The organism is Roseivirga sp. AWQ4_251, assembly GCF_056158225.1.
In genome coordinates this window covers 1,882,719-1,908,899 of sequence record NZ_JBSWSW010000002.1, presented here as the reverse complement: position 1 = coordinate 1,908,899, position 26,181 = coordinate 1,882,719, and the positions used below count along the sequence as shown (strand labels likewise).

General features: G+C 39.6%; 26 protein-coding genes. 11 read left to right on the top strand and 15 right to left on the bottom strand.

Annotation, left to right across the window (positions count from 1 at the left end; all coding sequences use genetic code 11):
* Positions 1–16: 16 nt before the first annotated feature.
* The 9 genes from ACXACJ_RS22255 to ACXACJ_RS22215 form a co-directional block, all read right to left on the bottom strand.
* Positions 17–787, bottom strand: coding sequence for a class I SAM-dependent methyltransferase (locus ACXACJ_RS22255; protein ID WP_475136643.1), 771 nt, complete (start codon positions 785–787; stop codon positions 17–19).
* A complete protein-coding gene (locus ACXACJ_RS22250) occupies positions 784–2,238 on the bottom strand; it encodes an oligosaccharide flippase family protein (protein WP_475136642.1) in 1,455 nt (484 codons plus the stop codon). Before ACXACJ_RS22250 ends, ACXACJ_RS22255 begins: the two co-directional genes overlap by 4 nt.
* A gap of 112 nt (positions 2,239–2,350) precedes the next feature.
* Complete coding sequence (locus ACXACJ_RS22245) at positions 2,351–4,747, bottom strand: GumC family protein (protein WP_475136641.1); 2,397 nt, start codon at positions 4,745–4,747, stop codon at positions 2,351–2,353.
* A gap of 37 nt (positions 4,748–4,784) precedes the next feature.
* A complete protein-coding gene (locus ACXACJ_RS22240; protein ID WP_475136640.1) occupies positions 4,785–5,630 on the bottom strand; it encodes a polysaccharide biosynthesis/export family protein in 846 nt (281 codons plus the stop codon).
* A 163-nt stretch (positions 5,631–5,793) separates the two neighbouring features.
* Positions 5,794–6,777, bottom strand: coding sequence for a 6-phosphofructokinase (gene pfkA, locus ACXACJ_RS22235; RefSeq protein ID WP_475136639.1), 984 nt, complete (start codon positions 6,775–6,777; stop codon positions 5,794–5,796).
* 145 nt (positions 6,778–6,922) lie between these two features.
* Positions 6,923–7,492, bottom strand: coding sequence for a NifU family protein (locus ACXACJ_RS22230; RefSeq protein WP_475136638.1), 570 nt, complete (start codon positions 7,490–7,492; stop codon positions 6,923–6,925).
* 46 nt (positions 7,493–7,538) lie between these two features.
* Positions 7,539–8,903: a dicarboxylate/amino acid:cation symporter gene (locus ACXACJ_RS22225; protein WP_475136637.1), complete on the bottom strand. Its 1,365-nt coding sequence runs from the start codon at positions 8,901–8,903 to the stop codon at positions 7,539–7,541.
* A 47-nt stretch (positions 8,904–8,950) separates the two neighbouring features.
* Positions 8,951–10,027: a chorismate synthase gene (gene aroC, locus ACXACJ_RS22220; protein ID WP_475136636.1), complete on the bottom strand. Its 1,077-nt coding sequence runs from the start codon at positions 10,025–10,027 to the stop codon at positions 8,951–8,953.
* Positions 10,027–11,478 carry a BatD family protein gene (locus ACXACJ_RS22215; protein WP_475136635.1) on the bottom strand — a complete coding sequence of 484 codons (1,452 nt, stop codon included), beginning with the start codon at positions 11,476–11,478 and terminating at the stop codon, positions 10,027–10,029. Before ACXACJ_RS22215 ends, aroC begins: the two co-directional genes overlap by 1 nt.
* 139 nt (positions 11,479–11,617) lie before the next feature.
* On the opposite strand from ACXACJ_RS22215, the gene ACXACJ_RS22210 reads away from it, so the two are divergent.
* Positions 11,618–11,809, top strand: a complete 192-nt coding sequence (locus ACXACJ_RS22210) for a hypothetical protein (RefSeq protein ID WP_475136634.1) — start codon at positions 11,618–11,620, stop codon at positions 11,807–11,809.
* A gap of 34 nt (positions 11,810–11,843) precedes the next feature.
* Here the strand turns inward: ACXACJ_RS22210 and queG are convergent, their stop codons facing one another.
* The 5 genes from queG to ruvB all read right to left on the bottom strand — a co-directional run bounded on the left by queG (position 11,844) and on the right by ruvB (position 15,586).
* Complete coding sequence (gene queG, locus ACXACJ_RS22205) at positions 11,844–12,779, bottom strand: tRNA epoxyqueuosine(34) reductase QueG (RefSeq protein WP_475136633.1); 936 nt, start codon at positions 12,777–12,779, stop codon at positions 11,844–11,846.
* Between the two features lie 102 nt (positions 12,780–12,881).
* A complete protein-coding gene (lgt, locus tag ACXACJ_RS22200; RefSeq protein WP_475136632.1) occupies positions 12,882–13,706 on the bottom strand; it encodes a prolipoprotein diacylglyceryl transferase in 825 nt (274 codons plus the stop codon).
* Positions 13,703–13,891 carry a hypothetical protein gene (locus tag ACXACJ_RS22195; RefSeq protein ID WP_475136631.1) on the bottom strand — a complete coding sequence of 63 codons (189 nt, stop codon included), beginning with the start codon at positions 13,889–13,891 and terminating at the stop codon, positions 13,703–13,705. The genes lgt and ACXACJ_RS22195 overlap by 4 nt, the downstream gene beginning before the upstream one ends.
* A complete protein-coding gene (locus ACXACJ_RS22190) occupies positions 13,872–14,390 on the bottom strand; it encodes an RNA polymerase sigma factor (RefSeq protein WP_475136630.1) in 519 nt (172 codons plus the stop codon). Before ACXACJ_RS22190 ends, ACXACJ_RS22195 begins: the two co-directional genes overlap by 20 nt.
* A gap of 167 nt (positions 14,391–14,557) precedes the next feature.
* Positions 14,558–15,586 carry a Holliday junction branch migration DNA helicase RuvB gene (gene ruvB / locus ACXACJ_RS22185; protein ID WP_475136629.1) on the bottom strand — a complete coding sequence of 343 codons (1,029 nt, stop codon included), beginning with the start codon at positions 15,584–15,586 and terminating at the stop codon, positions 14,558–14,560.
* A gap of 130 nt (positions 15,587–15,716) precedes the next feature.
* Here ruvB and ACXACJ_RS22180 point away from each other — a divergent pair, with 130 nt between their 5' ends.
* From ACXACJ_RS22180 to ACXACJ_RS22150, 7 genes are all read left to right on the top strand, one after another.
* On the top strand, positions 15,717–16,742 hold the full coding sequence (locus ACXACJ_RS22180; RefSeq protein WP_475136628.1) for an FAD:protein FMN transferase: 1,026 nt from the start codon (positions 15,717–15,719) through the stop codon (positions 16,740–16,742).
* Between the two features lie 83 nt (positions 16,743–16,825).
* Positions 16,826–17,572 carry a ZIP family metal transporter gene (locus ACXACJ_RS22175; protein ID WP_475136627.1) on the top strand — a complete coding sequence of 249 codons (747 nt, stop codon included), beginning with the start codon at positions 16,826–16,828 and terminating at the stop codon, positions 17,570–17,572.
* Positions 17,573–17,727: 155 nt separating this feature from the next.
* Complete coding sequence (locus ACXACJ_RS22170) at positions 17,728–17,868, top strand: hypothetical protein (RefSeq protein WP_475136626.1); 141 nt, start codon at positions 17,728–17,730, stop codon at positions 17,866–17,868.
* A 136-nt stretch (positions 17,869–18,004) separates the two neighbouring features.
* Positions 18,005–19,822 carry a carbamoyltransferase family protein gene (locus ACXACJ_RS22165; RefSeq protein ID WP_475136625.1) on the top strand — a complete coding sequence of 606 codons (1,818 nt, stop codon included), beginning with the start codon at positions 18,005–18,007 and terminating at the stop codon, positions 19,820–19,822.
* Positions 19,813–19,962 carry a DUF5989 family protein gene (locus ACXACJ_RS22160; RefSeq protein WP_475136624.1) on the top strand — a complete coding sequence of 50 codons (150 nt, stop codon included), beginning with the start codon at positions 19,813–19,815 and terminating at the stop codon, positions 19,960–19,962. The genes ACXACJ_RS22165 and ACXACJ_RS22160 overlap by 10 nt, the downstream gene beginning before the upstream one ends.
* 6 nt (positions 19,963–19,968) lie before the next feature.
* Complete coding sequence (locus ACXACJ_RS22155; protein WP_475136623.1) at positions 19,969–20,352, top strand: SxtJ family membrane protein; 384 nt, start codon at positions 19,969–19,971, stop codon at positions 20,350–20,352.
* Between the two features lie 59 nt (positions 20,353–20,411).
* Positions 20,412–21,530 (top strand): SGNH/GDSL hydrolase family protein, encoded by a 1,119-nt coding sequence (locus tag ACXACJ_RS22150; RefSeq protein ID WP_475136622.1) that lies wholly within the window; start codon positions 20,412–20,414, stop codon positions 21,528–21,530.
* Here the strand turns inward: ACXACJ_RS22150 and ACXACJ_RS22145 are convergent.
* Entirely contained in the window at positions 21,493–21,966 is a 474-nt protein-coding gene (locus ACXACJ_RS22145) for a YdeI/OmpD-associated family protein (protein WP_475136621.1), read from the bottom strand. The genes ACXACJ_RS22150 and ACXACJ_RS22145 overlap by 38 nt on opposite strands.
* Positions 21,967–22,078: 112 nt before the next feature.
* On the opposite strand from ACXACJ_RS22145, the gene ACXACJ_RS22140 reads away from it, so the two are divergent.
* The 3 genes from ACXACJ_RS22140 (at position 22,079) to acs (ending at position 26,143) form a co-directional block, all read left to right on the top strand.
* Positions 22,079–22,339: a DUF4212 domain-containing protein gene (locus ACXACJ_RS22140; protein ID WP_475136620.1), complete on the top strand. Its 261-nt coding sequence runs from the start codon at positions 22,079–22,081 to the stop codon at positions 22,337–22,339.
* Positions 22,339–24,105 (top strand): sodium:solute symporter family protein, encoded by a 1,767-nt coding sequence (locus ACXACJ_RS22135; RefSeq protein WP_475136619.1) that lies wholly within the window; start codon positions 22,339–22,341, stop codon positions 24,103–24,105. The genes ACXACJ_RS22140 and ACXACJ_RS22135 overlap by 1 nt, the downstream gene beginning before the upstream one ends.
* Before the next feature lie 139 nt (positions 24,106–24,244).
* A complete protein-coding gene (gene acs, locus ACXACJ_RS22130; protein ID WP_475136618.1) occupies positions 24,245–26,143 on the top strand; it encodes an acetate--CoA ligase in 1,899 nt (632 codons plus the stop codon).
* Positions 26,144–26,181: the final 38 nt, after the last annotated feature.

Genomic DNA, 26,181 nt, shown 5'->3' with positions numbered 1-26,181 from the left:
TTTAAAATGATTGATTTTAACCATTTAAGGGTCGCTGGAAAACACCTACAATAAGTGATGATAAATTTTTATTAGGGTTAAACTCAACCCATTTGTTCAAATAGTTTTTAAAAACATACCTATGAGGGTGATAAATCATCTTTTGAAATAGATTTAGGCTCTGGTGAGTTTTATAAGGAAAGCCTCCGTAATAATCAAGGTGAAGTGTATTTAGGCCGTGCTTTTCTGCAAACTTTTCAAAAATCTCAATTTTCATACAATTAAGATTATGCACATCGAGATTAGCCTTATCGGTTATGGTCTTATATAATTGAATGTAGTTCCGCTTGTTTGGGATCATAATGAGCAAAGTTCCCCCTGGCTTTACATATGGCAGGTGAAGATCCATAACTTGCCCGAAATCATCGAAATGTTCGATAAATCCATTGGAAATCACCACATCCCATTGTCGTTTCGGTTCATATTTAAAAAAGTCAGTTTGGATAATTTCGTAGTCCTCTACTTCAAAGGCCTTCATATTTTCTTTAATCAATTCTGCATCAGAATTATAATCCAAATTGGTAGGCTTCACTTTGTACTTATCCGCCAAATATGCCAAGTACCTCCCAGGGTATCCACCAATTTCAATGAGCGATTCAGGTAAGGGATTAGCATTTTTGGAAAAAAGCATATCCCAAAACTTGTCATAATATGAGCACATTCGAGAAATGCTTTCTTTGTGAGCCTTTTTTGCTCCGTAATACTCTTCCCAATACTCTCTTGATGTTAACTTTTCTGGGTTACTCATATAAATCGTTGAAACTTGGTTGGAATAAGCGGTTTAATACTTTTCAGAAATAATTCCGTATTCTTTTTATTTAATAGCCTCATACTCCCAATCAATACTCCAATAAAGATTAAGCTCTTGAGTATCATAAATAATAGGCCCTCATAATAAAAAATTGGAATCACGAATAGCAATGCAATAAGTGAAGAAAAATAGATTGGAGAAACTACTTTAAGAATTGATGTTCTACTCTCATGAGAATAATGAGGTATAATGAAAAAGTGCGCCATTGAGCCCAAAATTTTCACCATACAAATGGCTAAAATTGCAATAGTAAATTCCAGGTTAGAAGCCAATACAAAAAGCAGAGCAAGAAAAACTGGAGAATATATCAAATTATAATAATACCCTATTTTAGGTTTATTAACGATGGTATACAATCCAGAAGTAGGAGAACTTACTGTTCTTACCAAAAGGTGGAGCATAATGAACTGAGCAGGAATTACCGCGGCTTCCCATTTCTGGCCATAAATAGACGTGATTAAAAACTCAGTATTTATTAGAATTAAGAACAACATAGGAATAATGATGAATGAAATCATCCTAATCACCTTATGAAAGTATTCCTTTAGCTTATCTAAGTCATCGTTTTCTTTAGCCAAAATAGGATCTGTAACACTTTGTACAACTGGGGTAAGATAAGTTGGAATTAACTGAGCAAATTGAGACGCTAAACTGTATACGCCCAATAATTCCATTCCCCAAATAGAACCTAAAATGAATTGATCTCCTTTATAAACTAAGGCTCCAAGTATTCTTTGGCCAACTACATACCTAGTAAAATTGAAAATCCGTTTCCAATACTCTAAACCAAGTACTCGCCTCGGAATAAAGTGAGCCTGATAAAAGAGTAAAAAAGTGGTTATTGGCGCTACTATAGCACTAGGCAAAGCCAAACTATAAACTCCAAAACCTAAATACGCAAATACCACCTTACCAACATTAGCAATGGTATTCATTATCATTTGGGTTTTAATTAATGGCGCAAAATTAATTTCCTTCTTAAAAATTGCTGAAGGAACTTCCCCCATAATTTGCAATACTGACGAAACTAAAAGAAGGTAAATGATGCCCTGAATCTTATCATTGTCATAATACGAAGCCCAGAATGGAGCTATAGGTATAACAATAATACAAAGCAGTAAACAGGCTAGTGCACTAAACCAAAATACCGCATTAAATAAATCCTTCTGATTAGCATCTTTCTGAAAAAGGGCAAATTCAGAAATTCCACTCACGATTAAAGACCTACTAAGATCTATAAAAACCGATGAAATAGCCAAAACGCCAAAGTCTTTAACATCGAGCTCACGAGCTAAGTAAGCCATGACAATAAAGCTTACAATACCTCCCCAGACCCTTCTAAGCAAAAGTAAAATACTAGCTTTTCCTGCCTTTTTAGTTAACGACATGATGTTTCAAAGCTCAATTATTAGATATAAAAAAGTCAAAAGATGTTTGAAGAAAATGTACAGCTTCGCCCGCTCAGTCCCGTTTACTGAGTATCAATTTTCTAGACAGTTCTTATTTCTTTCTCTTGAATATTCTTGACCAGAATGAATCTTTCTCTTCCTGATCATAATAACCATAACCTTTTCCGTAACCATAACCATACCTGCCACTCACTCCATTATTTGAGTCATTCACCAGTATATGACATCTATTTAGATTACCCAAGGATTGGTAATAATTCAAAATATCAGTAGAATTTACCTGAGAATAGTTCATTCTAACTACAAATAAGGTAGTATGAATTAACGGCAACGAAGAAACGTAATCTGTAACTAGGCCAATTGGAGGCCCATCTATAATAATATACTCATACCTCTCCTTTAGCAGTTCCATCATTTCTGACAATCGGCCATTGGTTATAAGTTCTGCAGGATTCGGAGGAACGGGCCCGCTAGTGATTACATCAAGACTATCCAATTCTCCTTTCTGAATAATATCTTCTAAGTTTTCAGAACCAATCAGATAATTACTCAGTCCTGAAATATTCGCAAGCCCAAGCTCTTCTTGCAATCGAGGTTTTCGTAAGTCTAAGCCAATAAGTAAAGTTTTCTTATTAGATAAAGCCAAAACCTGAGCAAGATTCACGGCACAGAAGGTTTTACCTTCACCACTAACCGCAGATGTAATCCCCACCACCTTAACTCCCTGTGTATTAGGGATTAGAAAATCCAAATTAAGCTTAATACTTCTGAACGCCTCAGCCAATGGGCTTTTTGGCGACTTAAGAACTGAAACTTTCCCTTTATCTCTACTTGTCATGTGAGGTATACTAGCCAAAACAGTACTCTCCCCTGGCGTTCTTACCTGACTTATATCTGAAATAGTATTATTGAAGAAAAACTTAATTGCCAGCCCTGCTAATACAATTAAAAATGAGGCTGCAATAGCCATCAAATATATTTTAATGGACATTGGGCCAATAAGAACAGCCTGTAGAGCTCTGGCCTTATTTAGTACTCTGATATTTGGCTGGGTTGCAGCTTTGGTAATCTCAGATTCAGATTTCTTTTTTAACAGAAAAGTATAAAGTTCATTATTGAGTTCAAATTCTCTTTTGATTGACAATAGCTCTCTTTCATTTCTTGGCAATTCGCCTACATCTTGATTAAGTGCTGAAAGTTCCTCTTTGATTTGATCAAGAGATAAAACACTATTTGCCTTTATATTTTTTAGGCTTTCTCTTAGCCTCTGTTTAATGTCTTGAACTTGCTGATCCAACCCTGCAAGCAAGGGGCTTCGCTCTCCTTCCGTAGTAGACAATTTTGCCTTTTCAGTCAAAACCACATTTAGTTCTAAAACCAATGAAGTCAAAGATGGATCTGTTATACCTGCAGTTGCTGGAGATATAATCTGGTTTTCACCAATAAATTCCTTTGATAAATAGTCTGATAGGTAATCGTAATATTTTTGATTTAACTCAATCAACGATTTTTGACTTTCCAATTCAGAAATCTTAGTCAACAAGAACTGGCCAGTACTTGTTAGGTCAATGATTCCTTCCTTGGCTCTGTATTCTTCAAGTCCCGTCTCAACTTTTCTTAACGAATCTGAAATGGAAGCTAATTGAATGTCTATAAATTCAATAGTATTATTAGCGATCTTGTTTTTCTCCTGAAGGTGATAGTTAATAAAGGTTTGAGAGAGCGCATTAAGAAAGGCAGTGTTTTTTTCAATTAGTGGTCCGTTGATTTCCAATCCTATAATTCCGCTCGAAGTGTACCTACCTGCTAGGGGATCGTCACTTTCAATTTTGACCGTTTGCATATACGATATGGTAAGTTTTTCCAAGTCATATATTCTTATATACAAAGGCCCTTCTAACTTATTGATCTGAGATACATCCTTTAAGGTTGTTACAAATGAAAACTCTTCTGAAGAACACTCTTCACCATAAGCACAACCCCACGACCGAAGCTCCTCATCTTCTGTTTTAATATAAACCTCATAAGAATCTCCCTTTTTAAAATTGAAGTACAGATTTTCCTTGGTTTGAAAATGTCCATCTATAACCCTAACATCAATAGGAGCTTTGGAATAAAGCTCATTTGATTTGAAATTACCTTCGGAAAAATAACCAACCTGAAAATTAAGGCTATCGAGTGTCCTTTCGATTATCTCGTATGATCGAATGAGAGACATTTCTTTGGCGAGTCCCCCAGAAGATGGGCGTAATGATCGAGTACCTGTAAGCCCAGAAAGAATATCCATATTGATGTCGGATGACTGGCTTTCATCGGACACCAACAAGGTAGACTTTACTTGATAAATACTTTCCGTATATCGCAGATACATTTGAGCAGCAAAAACCGCTAAAATCACCGCTACGACAAAGAAATACCAATACCCTAAAATTCTTAAAATCCAGTATTTTAAATCGAAATCTCGTACTTCTGTAGTTCCTTCTGACATTTTTTCAACAATTGATTGAGATAGAAAGGATGCTCATTTACTTTGCAAAAAGGGCTAAAACAGTAATCATAAATGAAGCTAAAGAGACGCCCAATGAAACATTCTGAGTATTTGATCGGGTAATTTTTGCCTTAACGGGCTCCACATAAATCATGTCTCCAGGCTTAAGATATACATAATTTGAGCTCAATGATTCTGGGCTAGTAAGGTCAAAATTGATATTCTTAATTTTTCCTGATTCCTCTCTAATCAGTTTAATTCTCTTCCTATTTCCAAAATCCGTAAGGTCTCCGGCATTAGATAGCGCTTGAAAAAGGGAATATTTGGAGTCATAAATATATTGCACTCCCGGTGATTTTACTTCTCCCATTACATTGATAGAAAAATTCGTTAATGTCACCTTAACCTTTGAAAACTTCTTGTAATCTTGAAGTTTAGCTTCTAAAGTAGTACTAATCTCATCTGTAGAAAGCCCAGCAACCTTTTGTTTGCCTAAAAGGGGTAAGTCTATGTCTCCATCTTCACTTACCAAAAAGCCCCTTAATAACATTTGAGGGTTACCCGTTTTACTTTGGCCCACATTGCCTGTTGTAGATCCTCCTCCTAAAATAAAATCTTCCGTATTCTCAGTAAGTGTTTTAATTTCTACTTGCAAAAGGTCTCCCTCTTTTACTTTGTAAACTTCTGGCAAAGCTGGAGCATCGTAAGTGTCTCCATTTTCGTCTTGAAAGTAAACTACATTCTTGTAAGGAACGCACGAGCTCGCTCCAAATAGGAGAGCAAGAAAAAAAACAATAGCCTTAAGGCGATGAGACTTCTTTATTTTTCCAAAAATGGCAAGTAATGTAACACTAAGTTTTTGACTTATACCAAAATTCTCCATTCAACTTGAACTCCCCAAAATTATAAAGCCCCGAAGATATGCATTCAAAAAATGATATCACACGAAATGAGTCAGTTTCAAAAGGTTGTGAAAAGGAAAAAAATCTCATTATCCTTATTAAAGGGAAGCTTCGATAAGGAATAAAAGGCCAAAGGACTAATTGTTAAATAGAAAGAATTTTGGCGATTCTGAATTCTTCGTTATCAATGCGCTTTTCAGTTTTAACAGCTTCACTAATTGGGGTATATTCAATCTGATGGTTGATCATACCAACCATAACATTAGATTGACCATTAAGAAGCCCTTCTACAGCAGCTACACCTAGCCTACTCGCTAAAACTCTATCTTGAGTGGTTGGTGCTCCACCTCTTTGCAGGTGGCCTAAAACGGTAACGCGAATATCGAAATAGCTTAGTTGTTCCTTCACCTTCCCTGCAATTTCATAAGCATTACCCAACTTACAACCCTCGGCCACAATAACCACGTTAGAAGCTTTCTGATTCGCAGCCCCTTTTCTTAACCTTTTGATAAGGTCATCGATGCTCCAATTATGCTCAGGAAGAAGCATGGCTACCGCACCTCCACTAATGCCTGAATTAACCGCAATAAAACCAGCGTCTCTACCCATAACTTCTACAAAGAAAAGTCTCTCGTGCGAAGAGGCTGTGTCACGTATTTTGTCAATAGCTTCAGTAGCTGTATTACAGGCTGTGTCGTATCCAATTGTATAATCGGTTCCTGCCAAATCATTATCAATGGTTCCAGGGACACCAATTACAGGGACATCATATTCTTGACTGAAAACATCAGCTCCTGTGAAAGATCCATCTCCTCCAATAACTACCAAAGCATCCAAGTCATTGGCTTTGAAATTTTCGTAAGCCTTGGCTCGTCCTTCTTTTGTTCTGAATTCAGCGCTTCGGGCAGACAATAAAAATGTACCTCCTCTGCTTAGAATGTTAGACACAGAACGCACCTGAAGTTGTTCCATATCACCTTTAATAAGGCCATCATAACCTTTATAAATACCGTAAACATCTAGCTTATAAAAAATGCTCGCCCTAACTACTGCTCTCACTGCTGCGTTCATGCCTGGGGCATCTCCTCCTGAAGTTAGTACGGCTATTTTTTTAATTTCTGGGTTCATATATCTGTCTCCTATCAGGCCAAAATTAGGACTTTCAAATTGAACCTAAGTTCAATGCTTTATTAATCCTCATGCAAACGTTTCCCAAAAAGCATAAAAAAAGGCGACTTTTGCAAGTCACCTTATATTTCAGATTATAATTTTGTTAAACACCTTCCGCTACAACTTCCTTCACATCGTTAGGAAGCATTCTTTTCAAAAGGTTTTCAATTCCTGATTTCAGTGTGACAGTTGAAGCTGGGCAACCACTGCATGAACCTTGGAGGTTTACTTTCACAATACCTTCGTGGAAAGAAGAAAAAGCAATCGCTCCGCCATCTTGCTCCACTGCTGGCCTAATATATTCATCCAGAATCCCTTTGATTTGCTTTACAACTTCCGTGTCGTTCTCATCGAAAAGAGGATCCTTATCAAATTCTTGAAGAATTAGTGGTTTTTCATTTTCAAGATAAGGCTTGATTACGCCTCTAATTTCATCTTGAATTTCCAACCACTCAACAGATTCATCTTTAGTAACCGTGATGAAATTGCTCATGTAAAAAACCCTTTCAACAGAAGGAATTTTAAAAAGCTCTTGGGCTAAAGGGGAATCTTTTGCAGACTCAGCATCTGGGTAATCGAAGCTAACGCCATCTTGCAACAACATAAAGTTGACCACAAACTTCATTGAGTTTGGGTTTGGGTTGGCTTCCATGTAAATATTAACAGCTCTCATATCTTATTCTCCTGCAATTGAACTGCAAAGTTACGGCAAAAGTTTCTTAGTCTTCCTTTAATTCTCCTTCGGATTTGGCCACTAAAGTTGAAACAGTAGCATCACCCGTAACATTCACCACAGTTCTTAACATATCTAGTGGCCTATCAACAGGGAAAATGATTGCAATCCATGCAGGGTTTAAGCCAACAGACTGAAGTACAACCACCATCATTACGATACCCGCACTAGGAACTGCAGCCGAACCGATTGACGCCAAAGTTGCTGTTAATACGATGGTCAATTGCTGAGAAATTGAAAGATCTACCATGTGCATTTGCGCCATAAATACAACGGCTACTGCCTGATAAAGGCTGGTTCCGTCCATATTTACAGTTGCTCCGATAGGCAGAACAAAGCTCGACACATTCTTAGAAACCCCAAGATTATCTTCAACACACTCCATAGTTACAGGTAGTGTTGCAGCACTTGAACTGGTAGAAAAAGCTAAAAACTGAGCAGGGCTAATTTTTTGGAAGAACTTCCTATAAGTTAAACTCTTAACAAAAGAGCGAATAATTAAAGGATAAAAAATGAAAATCAAGAAGAGCAAACCGGCCACCAAAGTAACTGAGTACGATGCTAATCCTTTGAAGATTTCTAAAACCTGACTAGGTGTGTCAGCCATTTTTGCAATTACACCTGCCAATAAAGCGAACACAAAGAATGGAGCCGCCTTCATTACTAAATCCACCATTTTTAGGAATACCTCATTGGTGGCGTCTACAAAATTCTTTAAAGCGGCTGACTTTTCATCGGGAACTAAGGCTAAACAAATCCCAAAGAATATGGCGAAGAAAATCACCTGCAACATCAGCTTATCATTAGAAAGTGAAAGCATAATATTGGAAGGAACCATATCGACTAAAAATGCCAAAGGACCAGCATCTTTGTTTTGAGCAGCAGCAGCCTGTTTTTCAGCTACCATTTTCTTCTGAGCATCGGTCATTTCTACTTGGTAATCCAAGCCCGAATACTTAGGATCATTCAGAAAGTCCTTTCCATCCAAAATAGGAACACCATTCTGTACCGCCCAACTTTCATATTGCAACCTGTTTTTAATCCGCTGCTCTTCATCTATGAAATCGCCAGGTCTGAAAATATTCACGAGAATAAGACCAACCCCAACCGCAAAAACAGTGGTAACTAGGTAAAAAGCTAAGGTTTTGCCCCCCATTCGACCCAATTTGGACATATCCTGAAGACCAGAAATTCCACTAACAATTGAAAACAACACCAAGGGAACCGCAATGTATTTCAGCATGCGGATAAAAATCTGTCCGAATGGATCGATCCAGTCGATGGTGAATTGGTTCCAGCCTAAAGCACTTGAAACGAATGCCCAAATAACACCAGCCAATAAACCGATCATTATTTTGACATGCAAAGGAAGTTTTTTCATAGAAATAGGGGGATTGCTTACAATCGATTAGTCTTGCTAATTAGCAAATAATCGGCAATAACCAAAGCTGACATTGCTTCAACGATAGGCACCGCGCGCGGCACTACGCAAGGATCGTGGCGCCCTTTTCCGCTGACAGTCACAATTTCACCAGCTTCATTGATGCTTTCCTGATCTTGCATAATCGTAGCCACAGGTTTAAAAGCCACATTGAAGTAAATATCCTCCCCATTGGAGATTCCGCCCTGAATTCCGCCAGAAAGGTTGGTTTTTGTTTTAACCATATTTTCATCCTGATAGAAAGCATCGTTATGCTCAGAGCCTTTCATTTTAACACCTTCAAAACCGCTTCCATATTCAAAGCCTTTAACAGCGTTGATAGAAAGCATGGCCTTTCCTAATTCAGCATGAAGCTTATCGAAAACAGGTTCACCAATTCCAGCAGGAACACCTTGTATTACACCCGTTACAATTCCACCAATGGTATCTCTATCTTTTCGAGTTTGATCGATGAGATCGATCATTTTTTCAGCCATTTCAGCATCTGGGCAACGCACAATATTGTCCTCTGTTTTGGCCAAATCCATTTCGGAGTAATGCTTTTCTAACTTGAGGTTTCCTACTTGAGAAACATAGGCATTGAAACTAATTCCGTAGTGGTTAAGAAGCATTTTAGCGACAGCTCCGGCCGCCACTCTAGCAACCGTTTCTCTTGCAGAACTTCGACCTCCGCCTCGGTAATCTCTAATGCCATACTTGGCATGAAAGGTATAATCGGCATGAGAAGGCCTAAACTTATCGGCTATGTGCGAATAATCCTTACTCTTCTGGTCTTGATTTCTAATGATAATACTAATGGGCGTACCGGTCGATTTGCCTTCAAAAACCCCTGAAACAATTTCAAACTCATCAGCTTCTTTTCGCTGTGTAGTGATTTTTGATTGACCAGGTTTTCTTCTATCCAATTCCGATTGAATAAAAGCCTCATCGATTTCTAGCCCAGCGGGGCAGCCATCTATAATTACACCAAGAGCCTTACCATGTGACTCTCCGTAAGTATGAATTCTGAAAAGGGTTCCGAAACTATTGCCCATTAATTTTTAAAGTAGATAAATCCAGCGCCTGCTAACATAGCCAATATTAAAATATTGGCAATGACCTGCATGGTTTTATCTTCCTTTAAACTCTGTAATTCGTTGGGTTCATCATTGATAGAATCGTAGAATGAGCCCAATTCTTGGCTTGAAATGGAAATGTTTCTTTTGCTTTCTCCCGTAACTTCAAACTTTACTTCCGACCGAAGGGTATCATACTTAGCAGTTTTAGGGTTGAAGAACACCCAGCTAAAATAATCCTTCATATTGTACTCCCCTGGCTCATTTGGAATGCCGTAGTACTTGAATTTTTTAGAGCCTGAAACAACTCCGCCTCCACGGTTGATGTCTTGATTTACATCGGGAGGGTAAAAATCGATATTCTTATTGCTAGGAACATTCGGCTCATTGATGCCCGAAATATTACCTTCTCCATAAATATTGAAGGTATACTCAAAGCTGCTGCCTGTTTCCATGGTTTGCTTGTTGATTTTTTCATCAAGCTGAAAATCGCCAACCGCTACCACATCCTTTAACGGATGAGGAGGCAAGGCTTTCACTTTAACTCTTTTCTCTTTTGAATAGAAGGTTTTGAAATCCTCTTGTCTATCGCGACCGAAGAAGGAAGGCGATTTAGCCACTCTGTACTTGATCATTTCAAAAGGAACCGAAGGGAAAACAACCGGTTCTACGTTTAAAGGAAAGTAAGAAGCCTGATAAATCTTGTATCGGGTGTAAGTTTTGCCTTGAATGGTCACTCGCTCACCATATATGTTTTCGATATTGAAATTCTCTTCCCAGCAGTTTTCAGGACGCAAGTCTTTAAGCACTTCGGAAAGTTGTTTTCCTGCATCGTTAAACTGAAGAGGTGCTCTATTGGCATCAGCCACGTAAAAAGCAAAGGTCATTGTAAAGCCCTCGCCAACATAAACTTCATCCTTATCTGTGGTAAGTGCCAAGAAGGCGTCCTCTTTCACATCTACAAATTCGGTATCCTTTTCTTCTCCAAAGAAATTATCGAATGGGCTTTTGCCGAAAGGGTCTCTTCTGGCATTTCTTCTCCTATCTACAGGAGGGCCAACCTTGATGCTTTTTCCGTTTGAAGAAACGCTTTCTCCATTCACTTTGATGGAAAATGGTTTAAGCGTGAAAGTTCCTTCTTCCAGAGGCAAATAGCGCTGTGTAATACTTTGCGATGAGCTTACCTGGCCATTGATAATATTAGTACTGCTAGAAGAGGATGTGCCTCTTTTCACAAATCCATCAATTTCTGGAAAGTCTGAATAATCGCGAAGTTTCCCGTTTTGAATGGTCACTTTTATGGTAAAAAGCTCGTTGAGGCCCACATCACCAGGGCCCAATTCCACTGATATATCTTGCGCCTTAAGAAGGCCCGCCCACAGCAGTAGACAAACCGAGAGGACAAATTTCAAACTGGTATTTCTCATCATAATTTCTTATCTTGGCTAAGCCTCAAACGAAAAGGATTTAAAGATAAATTATTTTTTCGGGGTAACTAAAACGTAATTTGATGCGTTGTTCCTTACGTGCATAAGGCATAATAGATTCATAACCCTAAACGATCTTAACATGTTGGAGTATTTCAAAACGATCCTCTCGAAGGTCAGCTTTGACAAAAAGCTTTTTGAAAAAGAGTTGAGAAAAGCCATTAAGTCTTTAATGAGCGAAGAGTTAGGAGAATTAAAACGTTGGTGCTACGCTAAATTTGGGCACTTATACGGACATGTTCTCGAAGAACAATTCTTACTTACAACTTATTAAAAGTTAAAAACTCACCCGCTGCAAAAGTAGCGGGTTACTTTTTTCCACCCATTTTAAGGTTTCTTTTTAGCCCGTCCAACTTGGTTCTTTTAACTGCAGAACCTTTAAAAACTACCCTAAAAACCTCCTCTGTTAAATCTTCCCAATTATTGTTAAAAAGTGATAAAAGGTCATTATTGGGTAGAAATTGAGGTTCGTGGTGCGATTTTGAAAAGCGATTCCAAGGACAGACATCCTGGCAAATGTCACAACCGAAAACCCAGTTTTCCATTTTACCTGAAAACTCATCGGGAATGCTATCTTTCAATTCAATGGTTAGGTAAGAAATGCATTTGCTGGCGTCCACATTATAAGGTGTGATGGCATCTGTTGGGCAAGCATCCACGCAGCGGGTACAAGTTCCGCAATAGTCCTTGATTGGGCCATCGGGTTCTAATTCTACATCAATGATCAACTCGGCCAAAAAGAAAAAGCTACCGCTCGATTTGTTGATTAAAAGAGTGTTTTTGCCCATCCAACCCAAGCCACTCTTAGCTGCCCATTGCCTTTCCATTACCGGAGCGGAATCCACAAACACGCGACCTTCTAATTCTCCGATTTCTTCATTCAGAATGGACATAAACTCTTTGAGCTTATCTTTAATTACAAAATGGTAATCCTTGCCATAGGCGTATTTAGCGAGTTTGAAATTTTGAGGATTTTCCTCTGCTAAATCTTGAGCTGGGCAATAGTTATAAAGAAGGGAAACTACCGATTTTGCACCCGGAACTAGCTTTGTGGGATCAAGCCGCTTATCGAAATGATTTTCCATGTAAGCCATTTTGCCATGGTAGCCATTCTTTAACCAAGCTTCGAGCCGAGGAGCTTCCTCTTCCAAAAACTCTGCTTTCGAAATCCCACAGTAATCGAAACCCAGCTTTTGAGCGGTTTGCTTAATAATGGCCGTATGTTTTGCGACTTGGTGACTCATGGATTCTTTCAAGAACAAAGCTAGGCCTATTCGCATAAAGAATCCAAAAGTAGTCTATAAGCGATTTTCAGTCGATAAAAAATTTAAAAGAACAGTGTTTGGCTACAAATCATCTTGCATTACCTTCTTAACTCTCAAACTCCAAATCATTACCAAAACGCCCGTAAGCACTAAAGGAATACTCAGCAATTGCCCCATATTAAGGCTCAAATGAGATTCAAAAGCAACTTGGTTCTCCTTAAGGAATTCTATCAAAAACCTTTGGGCAAAAATCAAGACCATTCCCAATCCAAAAATGAATCCACTTGAGTAATAATACTTTTTGGACTTCCAGAGGGCAAACAAAACAGCACTGATAATGAAATAGAACAACGCCTCATAAAGCTGCGATGGATGCCTTGGAACCTGATCAATTCTTTCAAAAACAAAAGCCCATGGAACTTTGGAGGGAATTCCAATAATCTCAGAATTCATCAAGTTGCCCAAGCGAATAAAACCGCCCAATGCAGCGCCCGCAATCGTCAATCTATCCAAAAGCCATAAATAGCCACGCTGGTATTTTCTGTTGTAAAAATAAATGGCGAGTAAAGCACCAATGATTCCACCATGGCTGGCCAAACCTGCTAAACCGGTAAACTGAAAAGTAGGGTGAATTCTGATAGGAAGAATTTCAATCGGGTTGTTCCAGTAGTAAACGGGATCATAAAAAAGCACATGCCCTAAACGCGCTCCGATTATAGCCCCAAACATTACATAAGCCGTAAGTTTATCCAGTTCTAAGTTCGAAATCCCCTCTGAGTTGTAAATTCTAAGCATAATCTTATAGCCTAGAACTGCACCCAAAAGCCAACAGAAGCCATACCATCTCAGATATTCAAACCCAGGAATAATATTAGGATCAACATTCCAAATAATAAATGAAATCATCCTCCTTGGCAGCAAATTGTAATCACAATGACCATAACCACATGAAGAAAGATTGCGTGTGGGCGAGATTTCCCCGAAGGCGCTTGGTTCTCTATTATGGAAAGAACCTCGCTTGAATCGATATAATGCAAGGCATTTGAAAGCTTATGCTGCTTCCAAGCTTCTTTAAGGTTTTCCAGTTGCATGACAGTTGCTCTTAAATTTCCTTTTCAACTCTACCTTAATTCTATTCAGGCGAGTCGACACATTGGTAGAAGTCATTTTGAGTATTTCGGCAATTTCCTTGTTTTGGTATCCTTCCAAATACAAGAGAACAATCGCCTTGTCTACGTCCTTCAAAGATTGGATGACCAGAGAAAGCAGCTCAACATTATCGTCCGCTCCAGCATTGGCAATGGAGAGCTGAGCCAAATCAATTGATTGAGCTTCAACTGATTTTTTGCTTCTTCTAATTTTATCGAGAATGGTATTGAGGCTTACCCGGTAAACCCAGGTTTTTATCTGAGAATCGCCACGGAAAGAATCAAAAGACTTCCAGAGTTGCAGAATTACGTCTTGAAAAGCGTCCTTTTGATCTTCATCACTGATAAAATAAAACTTGCAAAGGCTTCTTATTGCCCCGGTGTTATTATTTATGATTTGAAGAAATTGACGCTTTTCAGGTTTCATTTTACTGCTACTCAAAAGTATTAGTTGAAAAAAATCCGGAATTGTCACAAACGCGGATACATTTTTCAAAAAACCATAACGAATAAGCAGAAACAAAGGATATTAGATCATTTCCCTTTTGAAAAGGATGGTTATTTGAACAGCCCGCTAAATCTTCTCAAAAAGAGAATTCAATGGTTTCTTCAATCAAACAAAGTACCCGTTTGGCCTGGAGCTTTCAGATTCAAATGTTTATAAGCGAGTTCCGTAGCTTCCCTTCCACGAGATGTCCTTTTGATATAGCCTTCTTGAATCAAAAAGGGTTCATACACTTCTTCAATGGTTTCGGCCTCTTCGCCTACTGCAGTGGCAATGGTTGAAATTCCCACAGGGCCACCTTTAAACTTCTCAATAATGGTCAGTAAAATTCGATTGTCCATTTCGTCTAAACCGTGTGAATCCACATCCAAAGCACTCAAGGCAATTTCGCTTATTTCTTTGGTAATGGTACCTGTTCCTTTAATCTGGGCAAAGTCTCTTGTTCTTCTCAAAAGATTATTGGCAATACGTGGGGTTCCGCGGCTCCTTCTCGCAATTTCAAAAGCTGCGTCATCTTTTATTGGCGTATTCAAAATATCAGATGAACGCTGGACAATTCGGGTGAGCAATTTGGCATCGTAATACTCCAAACGTGCATTGATTCCGAAACGAGCGCGCAAAGGAGAAGTAAGAAGTCCTGAACGTGTTGTAGCGCCAATTAAAGTGAAAGGTTCGAGAGAAATCTGAACCGTCCGAGCATTTGGGCCAGAATCGAGCATAATGTCGATTTTATAATCTTCCATAGCAGAATAAAGGTATTCCTCCACTATAGGATTTAAGCGATGGATTTCATCAATGAACAGCACATCGCCATGTTCCAAATTGGTTAGCAAACCGGCTAAATCACTAGGTTTATCCAAAACGGGGCCTGAAGTCACCTTAATATCGGCATTAAGCTCATTGGCAATAATGTTCGACAAAGTGGTTTTTCCCAAACCAGGAGGACCATGAAGTAGGACGTGATCTAGAGGCTCGGAACGCATTTTTGCGGCCATAACAAACACCCGCAAGTTCTCCACAATTTTGTGCTGCCCAGTAAAATCCTCAAAACTTAGTGGCCGAAGAGCTCTTTCAATATCCTTCTCTTCCGGACTAAAATTTTCATCATCAGCACTTAAATAGTCTTCACGCATTCACCAATCTTTTTGCTAAGATAATAGATACTTTGCGAGTGGCTCAAAAGAGCTTCGTTTCAAGTTCAAAATAATCCATAAATCCAGTATTCCGAAAACGGATCGTATATCTTTGCCCAAAGTTTTACCCATGAATAGGAATACACGCTCGCGCATATATTTAGTGGTTTTGGTCATTGCCATTTATGTTGTTTGGCAATACAGAAAAGGCAACGATTTGCAACTTGTGAATGTAAAAGGAATTACCATGGGAGTGGTTCCCTATAACATCAAATACCTAGACAAGGATAAGCGAAACCTTCAACCGCAAATCAACTCTATTCTGACGGACTTCAATCAGTCGCTTTCCACTTACGTACCCAATTCTGAAATCTCAACTTTTAATAAAGAAGGCAAAACAGGCTTTGGTTACCCATATTTTCCTGAGGTTTTAAAAGCTAGCAAAGAAGTTTACGACAAATCCGGAGGATATTTTGACCCAACAGTGGGCCCATTGGTAGATGCTTGGGGCTTTGGAGATGGAAATATGATGAAGTTAGACAGTGGCCAAGTTGATTCCATCTTAGCTTATGTGGGTCTGGAGAAAGTGATTTTTGACGAAAACCAAGTTTCAAAATCGTTACCGGGCATTAAGCTCAACTTTTCGGCAATAGCCAAAGGTCAAGCGATTGATGTAGTGGCCAATTATTTGAGAAAAGAAGGCATTGACAACCTGATGGTTGAAATTGGAGGAGAGGTAAGGGCCAATGGCAAAAATGAAAAAGGAGAAATCTGGACAATTGGCATTGAAATACCTGACGAAAACCACGTTGGTGGAGTGTTTGATGCTATCCAATTGAACAACCAAGGCATGGCTACTTCCGGGAATTATCGCAATTTCCGCTTTGTAGACGGCAAAAAGGTCGCCCATACCATCGACCCAAAAACGGGGTACCCAAAAATGATCACACTATTAAGTGCTACTGTTGTGGCACCCTCCTGTATGTATGCCGATGCCTATGCAACAGCCTGTATGGCCATGGGCCTTGAAAAAGCGAAAGAGATGATATTAAACGATCCCAGCTTGGAATGCTACTTTATTTTTGCGGGTGAAAATGGAGAAACTGAACATTACGTATCGCCAGGCTTAGCTACCAAAACAGTGAGCAATCAATAGAATTGATAACTTAGGGAACCATTTAGGAAGTTTTACGATTTTCTTTCCAATCTTTGCAATAATGTTGCATTAAAATAAAAATCTTGCTCATATCCATTACCATTTTACTGATCAGCGCTTTATTACCTGGCTTTTTCATGCTGGGCAAAAAAACGTTCAACGAAAATCGAATTAAGTCCTTTTTGATTTTTGCGGGTGCCTACCTCTTTTCAATGACGGTAATTCACCTCATTCCTGATTTGTTTTTAAGCGGTGAAGACCCTTTCAATTTGGGACTTTACATTCTGATCGGTTTCTTTTTACAGAAGATACTGGAAAACTTCTCCAATGGAGTTGAGCACGGCCATTTACACATTCACCCAGGCGCACCGGTTGCCTATCTACTTATCGCTTTGGCACTCCATTCATTTTTGGAAGGTTCAATCTTAACCGATTCACTACACTCCAACCATGCTCCCGACAGTGTCTACAGCCATGGCAGTTCTCCGAAAATTCTTTTAGGTATTGTAATGCATAAAATCCCAGCGGCTATGGCTTTAACTGCACTTTTGGTTAGTCAGCTGAAAAATAAAACCAAGGCTTTCTTGCTATTGATTGTATTTGCCATCAGTTCTCCATTAGGTCTTCTTACCTCAGAGTTCTTCAGCCACTCTTCAATTTTGAATAGTGAATACATGATCGTTTTCTTTGCCGTTGTAGCCGGAGGTTTCTTGCAAATTTCGACCACCATTTTTATTGAAACTGACCCAAGCCATAAGCTTAACTGGAAAAGATTTTCGATTTCTATTCTAGGCGCACTAAGCGCGGTGATGGCCCAGATGCTGATTTGATCATGGCAAAATCCTAAAAAGCACCTTGACAAACGAGAAGGATTAAAAATTCAACCCGCATTTAACAATAAATTGATACCCAAAACAAATGTTAATTCCCTCTTCATTTAAACACTATGTTTAAATAGTTTTATAGCTCACCAAAATTCAACCAAATGAACACTTTAAAAAAAAATGAAACCACTTCAAAAAAGGCCAAATGGTCAAAACCGTATATCTCTAAAATGGCCAGTATTAAAGAAATCACTCTAGGAGAGTATTCTGGAAGCGGATCTGATTCAACTTTTTTCTCTTAACAAATACACCTTAAGCCTCTTTAAAAATCAAAGAGGCTTTCTTTTTCTTCTTCCCATTTTTTTTCAGAAGTACTCTTTATATTGCCGCCTTCAAGTTAAAACTTGAAAAACCAGAAATTATCTACTGTCAAAAGAAATGGGCTATACACTCGGCATTAGTGCTTTTTATCATGACTCCGCAGCATGTTTGTTAATAAATGATCAGATTATTGCCGCTGCCCAAGAAGAACGATTTACAAGAAAAAAGCACGATTCTTCCTTTCCTGCCCATTCCATAAAATTCTGTTTGGATAGGGCCAAAGTCGACCTTTCAGAAATTGAAGAGATTGTTTTCTACGACAAACCATTTGTCAAGTTCGAAAGGGTTTTGGAATCATTTTATGCCGTAGCTCCATTTGGCATTAAAGCTTTCGTTAAGCACATACCCGAGTGGATCAAAGAGAAAATCTTCTTCAAAAAACTTATCAAAGATGAACTGAATGCGCTTGACCTTGGAAAGTTCAAACAGGCCAAATTCTTATTTTCGGAACACCACCTTTCGCATGCCGCATGGGCTTATTTCACTTCAGCTTATACTGAAAGTGCCATATTAACTATCGATGGTGTAGGCGAATGGACCACTTCTGCAATTTTTAAAGCCAATGGCACAGAAATTACCGCAGTAAAAGAACAGCATTTCCCCCACTCGGTAGGCCTTCTGTATTCTTCATTCACACAGTTTTTAGGCTTCAAGGTGAACGATGGTGAATATAAAATGATGGGTTTAGCGCCCTACGGAAATCGAAAAACAGAGGCTTACCAAAACTTCAAGTCGAAAATTGAAAAAGAACTGGTTAAAGTTTATGGAGATGGCTCCATACAGCTCAACCTACATTATTTCGAGTTTTTGAAAGGAGAAAGGATGATAACTTCTGAAAAGTGGAAAGATCTTTTCGGAATTGGTCAAAGAAATGAAAACGAGACGCTTGAATCTATACACTGTGACTTTGCTTTGGCCGCCCAAGATGTTACGGAAGAAATCATACTCAAATTGGCGCTTGAAGCAAAAAAGGTATCGGGTTCAAAAAATTTGTGTCTTTCAGGTGGCGTGGCCTACAATTGCGTAGCCAATGGCCTTTTGATAAAAGAGAAAATATTTGATTCGGTGCATGTTCCGCCAGCCGTTGGAGATTCCGGCAGTGCCATTGGAGCAGCTTTTTCTTCGTATTATTTAGCACATCCAGAAGCTGAGAAAAGAACGATAGAAGCCAAAAATGAAATTTCATTTTTGGGTCCTGAGTTTACCGACCAACAAATAGAAGGCTTTCTTGAATCGCGAAAGATCCCTTATACCAAATCCGAAAATCAAGATGCGCTTTGTGAAGCTACTTCTGAAATTCTGAGCAATGGAGCTGTAATAGGCTGGATGCAGGGCAGAATGGAATTTGGAGCCCGAGCTCTTGGAGCACGCAGCATTCTTGCCAATCCCAAAACACCCGACATTCAAAAAACAGTTAACCAAAAAATTAAATTCAGGGAGTTTTTCAGGCCATTTGCTCCAGTATTGCTCGAAGAAGATCTATCTCAGTATTTCGATTTAAATACGCCTTCTCCATACATGGCATTGGTTGCCCCTATTCTAGATGAATTCAGAATTCCGCTTACAGAAGACTTCGAACAAAAGTCGATGATGGACAAAAGCAAACTCGAAAAATCGGCCTTCCCAGGCATTACTCACGTTGATTACTCAAGCCGTATTCAAACAGTAGACAGTAAAACCAATCCTCTTCTGCATAAACTTTTATCTACTTTCAAACAGCAAACTGGTCATTCCTTACTGATCAATACAAGCTTTAATGTTAAGGATGAGCCCATCGTTTGCAGTTTAAATGATGCATATAATTGCTTTATGAAAACCCATATGGATTATTTAGTTTTAGGTTCTTTTATTTTAAATAAATCGGAATGTCAGTAGTTAAAGACTTGTTGAAATTTCTGCTAGAAAGAAAAAAATACTGGCTTGTGCCTATCGTTTTGATGTTGCTATTGTTGGGTGCCCTGATTGTTTTTGGTGGAGGCTCTGCAGCATCGCCATTTATCTATTCTCTTTTTTAGCCCGAAATGAGCAAAGATAAATTCCCATCCAAGGTAAATGCAGAAGGTATGGTGCTCGGCCTTTGTACCGGGCTCGTTCTTTTTTATTTCATTTGGAAAATAGAAGCACTCCTTTACGTCTCTTTAGGCATTGGGATCATCTGTGTAGCTATTCCTCGATCCGCCCATTATGTTGGTTTGTTCTGGTTTAAATTAGGAGCTCTTTTAGGCAAAGTGACAGGCGGAATTTTAATGAGTGTTCTTTATTTAGTATTTCTTACCCCATTAGCGCTTTTGAAGCGCATTTCAGGAAAAGAAGACAACTTCAACTTAAAGGGAAAACAAAGAGAATCTCTGTTTGAAAGCCGGAATCATACATTTACGCTAAAAGATTTAGAGAATCTTTGGTAAGTTTAACTTGGTAAAGCCAAGCTTTCAACCTCCATTTTTCATTTCATCTTCTAGTTTTTATGAACAAGGGCATCAATCTACTTTTCATTAACCTTTTGGTGCTTTGCGCCATTCTTTTGGTGGTAGAATTGAGTTGTGCTATTATTTTGGATCATCGTGAATTTGAGAAAGGAAGAGATACTACTCCTCAACAGCCTGAAAATCCAGATCAAGAATGGGTTAAAAAATTCAATACAGAATTCAACTCACTTGAGTTGACCTACAAATCCTATATTGGCTGGAGAAAGAAACCTTTTCAAGGGAAACTCATCAATATCAATGAAGAAGGGCTTAGAGCTACAAGCTCAAGTAACACACCGGGTGACAGTCTAATCGTGTTTTTAGGTGGCTCTACCACATGGGGAACTGGTGTTGCCGATGATCAAACGCTTCCTTCCTATTTTGCCAAACACTTAAGTTTTCCAGCCACAGTTCTAAATTATGGAGAATCTGGATATACAGCTTTTCAAAACTATATTTTCTTTCAACAAATGTTAATGAAGGGCGCCAAACCTACACTGGTCATCTCCACGGATGGGGTGAATAATTCCCCAGCATTTATCGCAGAACCCTTTGAAAATCACAGAGAAGATCAAATTATTAAAGCGATGAAGGGCCAGGATAGTTGGAATGCCGAAAAGCCTTATTTTCTGAAGTCCACAAGACTAATGCTTCAGATACTAAAATCCAAAAAGAAGAAAGTTGAGCAAGGAGAACCCAAGGTGTTTTCGGCAGAAAGAAATAAAGCAGCCGCCAAAGAGCTTTTGGAATCATGGCTACTCATCAAAAATAGTTCTGAAAGCATTGGAGCGGAATTTTATTGTATTCTTCAACCCAATGCGTTTGTAGGAAACCCTCAAATAAATCCCAACCGCAAAGACATTCTCAATAACAGCCGCAAAAACGGTTATGAGTATTACAAAGAAGTAATTTCACTTTTGAATACTGAAGAATATAGTACGCTTCAACCTCATTTTATAGATCTGAGATTTGCGGTAGACCATATGAAAAATGTGTACATGGATTTTTGCCATTTATACCCCGAAGGCAATGAAAAACTAGCGGTTACCTTAATGGATAGCCTTCAAAAAAGAAGTTTTCTTACGGATGCTTTACCCCACTCAAAAGCATTTCAATAGTTTTTGCTAATCTTTTGTCCTTGGTTTCTTGCCTTTTGGCGTCCGCAATCCATCTCGCGTATTCTTTCCTGTTGGTGTACGAAAGGGTGTTGTAAAATTCTTCTGCTTCTGGGTTTTGTTTGAAAGCAGCCTGAAGCTCTTCCGGAACTTCCACAATTCTTTCCGAAGTATCTTTTTGAATGGTAACGTGAACGGTATCGCCAACATTCTTCTGGATGGCTGCGCGAATGTCCTTTCTGATCATCAGCATATGGCCTGTGCCCATATTGGAAATTGAACCCTGATAAGGTACTCCATCAAAAGTTGCCTTCACTTTTACCTGACCTCTTGTACCAAATTCCTTTTCAATGCTAAAAGGAGGAATGATGCCAGCCGCTTCGGGCCATCTTTCATCACCGCCAACAATTTCAGTATCAAATTCATACACTTTTTCCATAGCAAAAAATCAATTGATAAGCCTTCAATATAATATTTCCTTAGCTCTTCATTATCAGGATTTTGTCCAAAGGTAAAATCCACGTATTTTAATAAAATTTCAACTTCAACCTATGGACCATCAAGCTCAACGAAAGGCGTACTGGAAACGCAATCTCACTTACCTTGTCATTCTCTTATTCATCTGGTTTATTGTTTCGTACGGTTTCGGCATTTTGCTGGTCGATCAGCTAAACACCATTCAACTTGGCGGTTTTAAACTTGGCTTTTGGTTTGCTCAGCAGGGCTCCATTTACACTTTTGTGGTTTTGATTTTTGTGTATGTAAGGCTTATGAACAAGTTGGACAAAGCTTTTAAAGTGGAGGAAGAATAATGGACGTACAAATTTGGACTTACATTATCGTTGGGCTTTCCTTCGCTATTTATATCGGCATTGCAATTTGGTCGAGAGCAGGTTCTACCAAGGAATTCTACATTGCTGGAGGTGGCATTAGCCCATTGGCCAACGGTATGGCAACGGCTGCCGACTGGATGTCTGCGGCTTCTTTTCTTTCCATGGCGGGGCTTATCGCATTTTCTGGCTACGATGGCTCCGTTTACCTTATGGGCTGGACGGGCGGCTATGTCTTACTCGCACTTTTACTAGCTCCTTATTTAAGGAAGTTCGGCAAATTCACCGTTCCCGATTTCATTGGAGATCGCTACTATTCAAATCTCGCTCGCACAGTTGCAGTTGTTTGTGCGCTGTTCGTGTCTTTTACTTATGTAGCAGGGCAAATGAGAGGTGTTGGCGTGGTCTTTTCCAGATTTCTGGAAACCGACATTAACAATGGCGTTTACATTGGCATGGGCATAGTCTTCTTCTATGCGGTTTTAGGGGGAATGAAAGGCATCACATATACCCAAGTGGCTCAATATTGCGTGTTGATTTTCGCCTTTATGGTACCTGCCATTTTCATTTCTATTCAACTCACGGGCAATCCAATTCCGCAACTGGGTTTTGGCAGCAATATGGTTGGCACCGGAACTCCGCTTCTCGAAAAACTGGATGGCTTAATGACTGAGCTAGGATTTACCGCATTTACTGACGGAAGTAAGTCCACACAAGATATTTTCTTTATTACGGCAGCGCTTATGGTTGGCACTGCTGGGCTTCCTCATGTGATTGTAAGGTTTTTTACAGTGAAAAAGGTGAAAGACGCTCGAATTTCCGCTGGTTATGCTTTAGCCTTTATTGCCATTCTGTATACAACCGCTCCGGCCGTAGCAGCTTTCGCAAGAACCAACCTAATGGATTCTGTGAATGACAAATCTTACACAGAAATGCCAAAATGGTTCAACACGTGGGAAAATGCAGGACTTTTGGCTTGGTATGATAAAAATGGCGATGGAATTATTCAATACAGGCCGGGTAAAGTTTTCGCGGAAGGCCAACCTAGCTTTAGTGAAGAAAGAGGCGGTTCTGGGCAACGACTAATCATAAACAACATTGACAATAGCAATGCAAACGAGCTCTTCATCGATAATGACATCATGGTTTTGGCCAATCCTGAAATCGCTGAATTGCCCAATTGGGTTATCGCATTGGTAGCAGCTGGTGGTTTGGCGGCAGCACTTTCAACCGCAGCAGGTTTATTATTGGTTATTTCGAGCTCCGTTTCGCATGACTTGGTTAAAAAGCAGTTCATTCCCGACTTAAGCGATAAATCAGAACTTTGGATTGCCAGAGGATCATCTCTTTTGGCTGTAGTGGTTGCTGGTTATTTCGGCATTAATCCGCCCGATTTTGTGGCGGCAGTTGTGGCTTTGGCCTTCGGCTTGGCTGCGGCTTCCTTTTTTCCAGCCATATTTCTAGGCATTTTTTATAAACGAATGAACAAAGAAGGCGCCATTTCAGGAATGGTTGTAGGTTTAGCCATCACCTTATACTATATGATGCGCTATAAATTGGGTTGGATCGGAGGCCCGACTACTTCAGAAGATTGGTGGTTTGGGATTTCACCAGAAGGATTTGGTACCGTAGGCATGATTATCAATTTTGTGGTTGCGTTGATTGTGTGCCATTTCACATCGCCTCCACCTAAAGAAGTTCAAGACATTGTGGAGGAAATTCGAATCCCAGGTTCTTTCAAAGATTAGACTTTTTTCTTGAGTTCATTAGCTGAGAAGTTTAATACTTGAACAATCCTCTTAATCTGAGTAGAATACTCCAAAACGCATAGAAAAGCACTTTCAGTTAAGCTGATAAATGCTTAAAATGGGTCATAAACCGATAATCATGAGCGACAGAATCCATAGCCTGAGCGGCTACTTTTATGAATACCAAAAAAGTGTACAAGACCCAGAGGCCTTTTGGGCAAGAATAGCCGATTCTTTTCATTGGAAGAAGAAATGGGACAAGGTAGTTGAGTGGGATTTTAAGAAGCCTGACGTTAAATGGTTTGTAAACGGAAAGCTGAACATTACTGAAAATGTGCTCGACAGGCATTTATATACCAGAGGCGATCAAGCGGCTATTATTTGGGAACCAAATGATCCTAGTGAAGGACACATTACATTAACCTACAAAGAACTTCACGCCAAGGTTTGTCAGTTTGCCAATGCCATGAAGGCAAAGGGAGTTGGCAAAGGTGATCGGGTAATTATTTACATTCCCATGGTACCTGAAGCAGCAGTTGCTATGTTGGCATGTGCTAGAATTGGAGCGATTCATTCTGTTGTGTTTGCAGGTTTTTCGGCCTCGGCTTTGGCTGATCGAATCAATGATTGTCAGGCGAAGATGGTTTTAACTTCTGACGGAAATTTTCGCGGAAGCAAAAAAATAGCGGTCAAAGACGTGGTTGATGAAGCGCTTGAATCATGCACTTCCATTGAAACGGTTATTACGCTCAAAAGAACCGGACAAGAGGTAAACATGAAAGAAGGAAGAGACATTTGGTGGCACGATGCCATTGCAGGAGTTTCTACCGAAAACAAAGCCGAGCCGATGGATTCTGAAGATATGCTCTTCATTCTTTATACTTCTGGTTCTACTGGCAAGCCGAAAGGAGTGGTTCATACTTGCGGTGGTTACATGATTTACACTACCTATTCATTCCAGAATGTTTTTCAATACAATCAGGGCGATATTTATTGGTGCACGGCAGATGTGGGCTGGATTACAGGCCATAGTTACATTGTTTATGGGCCACTTTTGGCTGGTGCCACTTCGGTTATGTTTGAAGGTGTCCCTACTTTCCCTGATGCCGGCCGATTCTGGGCCATTTGCGATAAACACCAAGTAAACCAGTTTTATACCGCCCCAACGGCCATTCGGGCTTTGCAGGCTTTTGGTTTAGAGCCGCTTGAACCTTACAAACTGGACAGCTTGAAAGTGCTGGGTTCTGTAGGTGAACCCATTAATGAAGAAGCTTGGCACTGGTACCACGATCATGTGGGCAAAGGCAAATGCCCTATTGTGGATACTTGGTGGCAAACCGAAACGGGAGGCATTCTTATTTCGCCTCTTCCGGGCATTACACCAACTAAACCTGCCTATGCGACCATGCCTCTACCGGGTATTCAACCTGTCATTCTCGACAATGAAGGTAATGAGCTCAAGGGCAATTCCGTTGAAGGCAATTTGTGCATTCGATTCCCTTGGCCTTCCATGTTGCGCACTACCTATGGCGATCATGAAAGATGCAGACAAACGTATTTCTCTTCCTTCCCAGGCCATTATTTCACAGGGGACGGAGTAAAACGTGACGAGGATGGGTACTATAGAATTCTAGGTAGGGTAGATGATGTAATCAATGTTTCTGGCCACAGAATGGGCACGGCCGAAGTTGAAAACGCCATCAATGAGCACCCAAAAGTGGTTGAATCCGCGGTAGTGGGTTATCCTCACGACATTAAAGGGCAAGGCATTTACGCTTATGTGATTTGCGATATGGAAGGACGAAGTGAAGAAAACCTGATCAATGAAATCAAAGAAACGGTAAACAAAATCATCGGGCCAATTGCAAGGCCTGATAAAATTCAGATTGTGCCAGGTTTACCAAAAACCCGCTCTGGAAAAATTATGAGAAGAATTCTCCGAAAAATTGCAGCGGGAGACAGCTCAAACCTTGGAGATATTTCGACATTGCTGAACCCTGAAGTGGTAGAAGCAATCAAAGAAGGAGCGAGTAAATAAGATTCAGAGGCTAACAAAAAATCTTCACAAAAACTCCA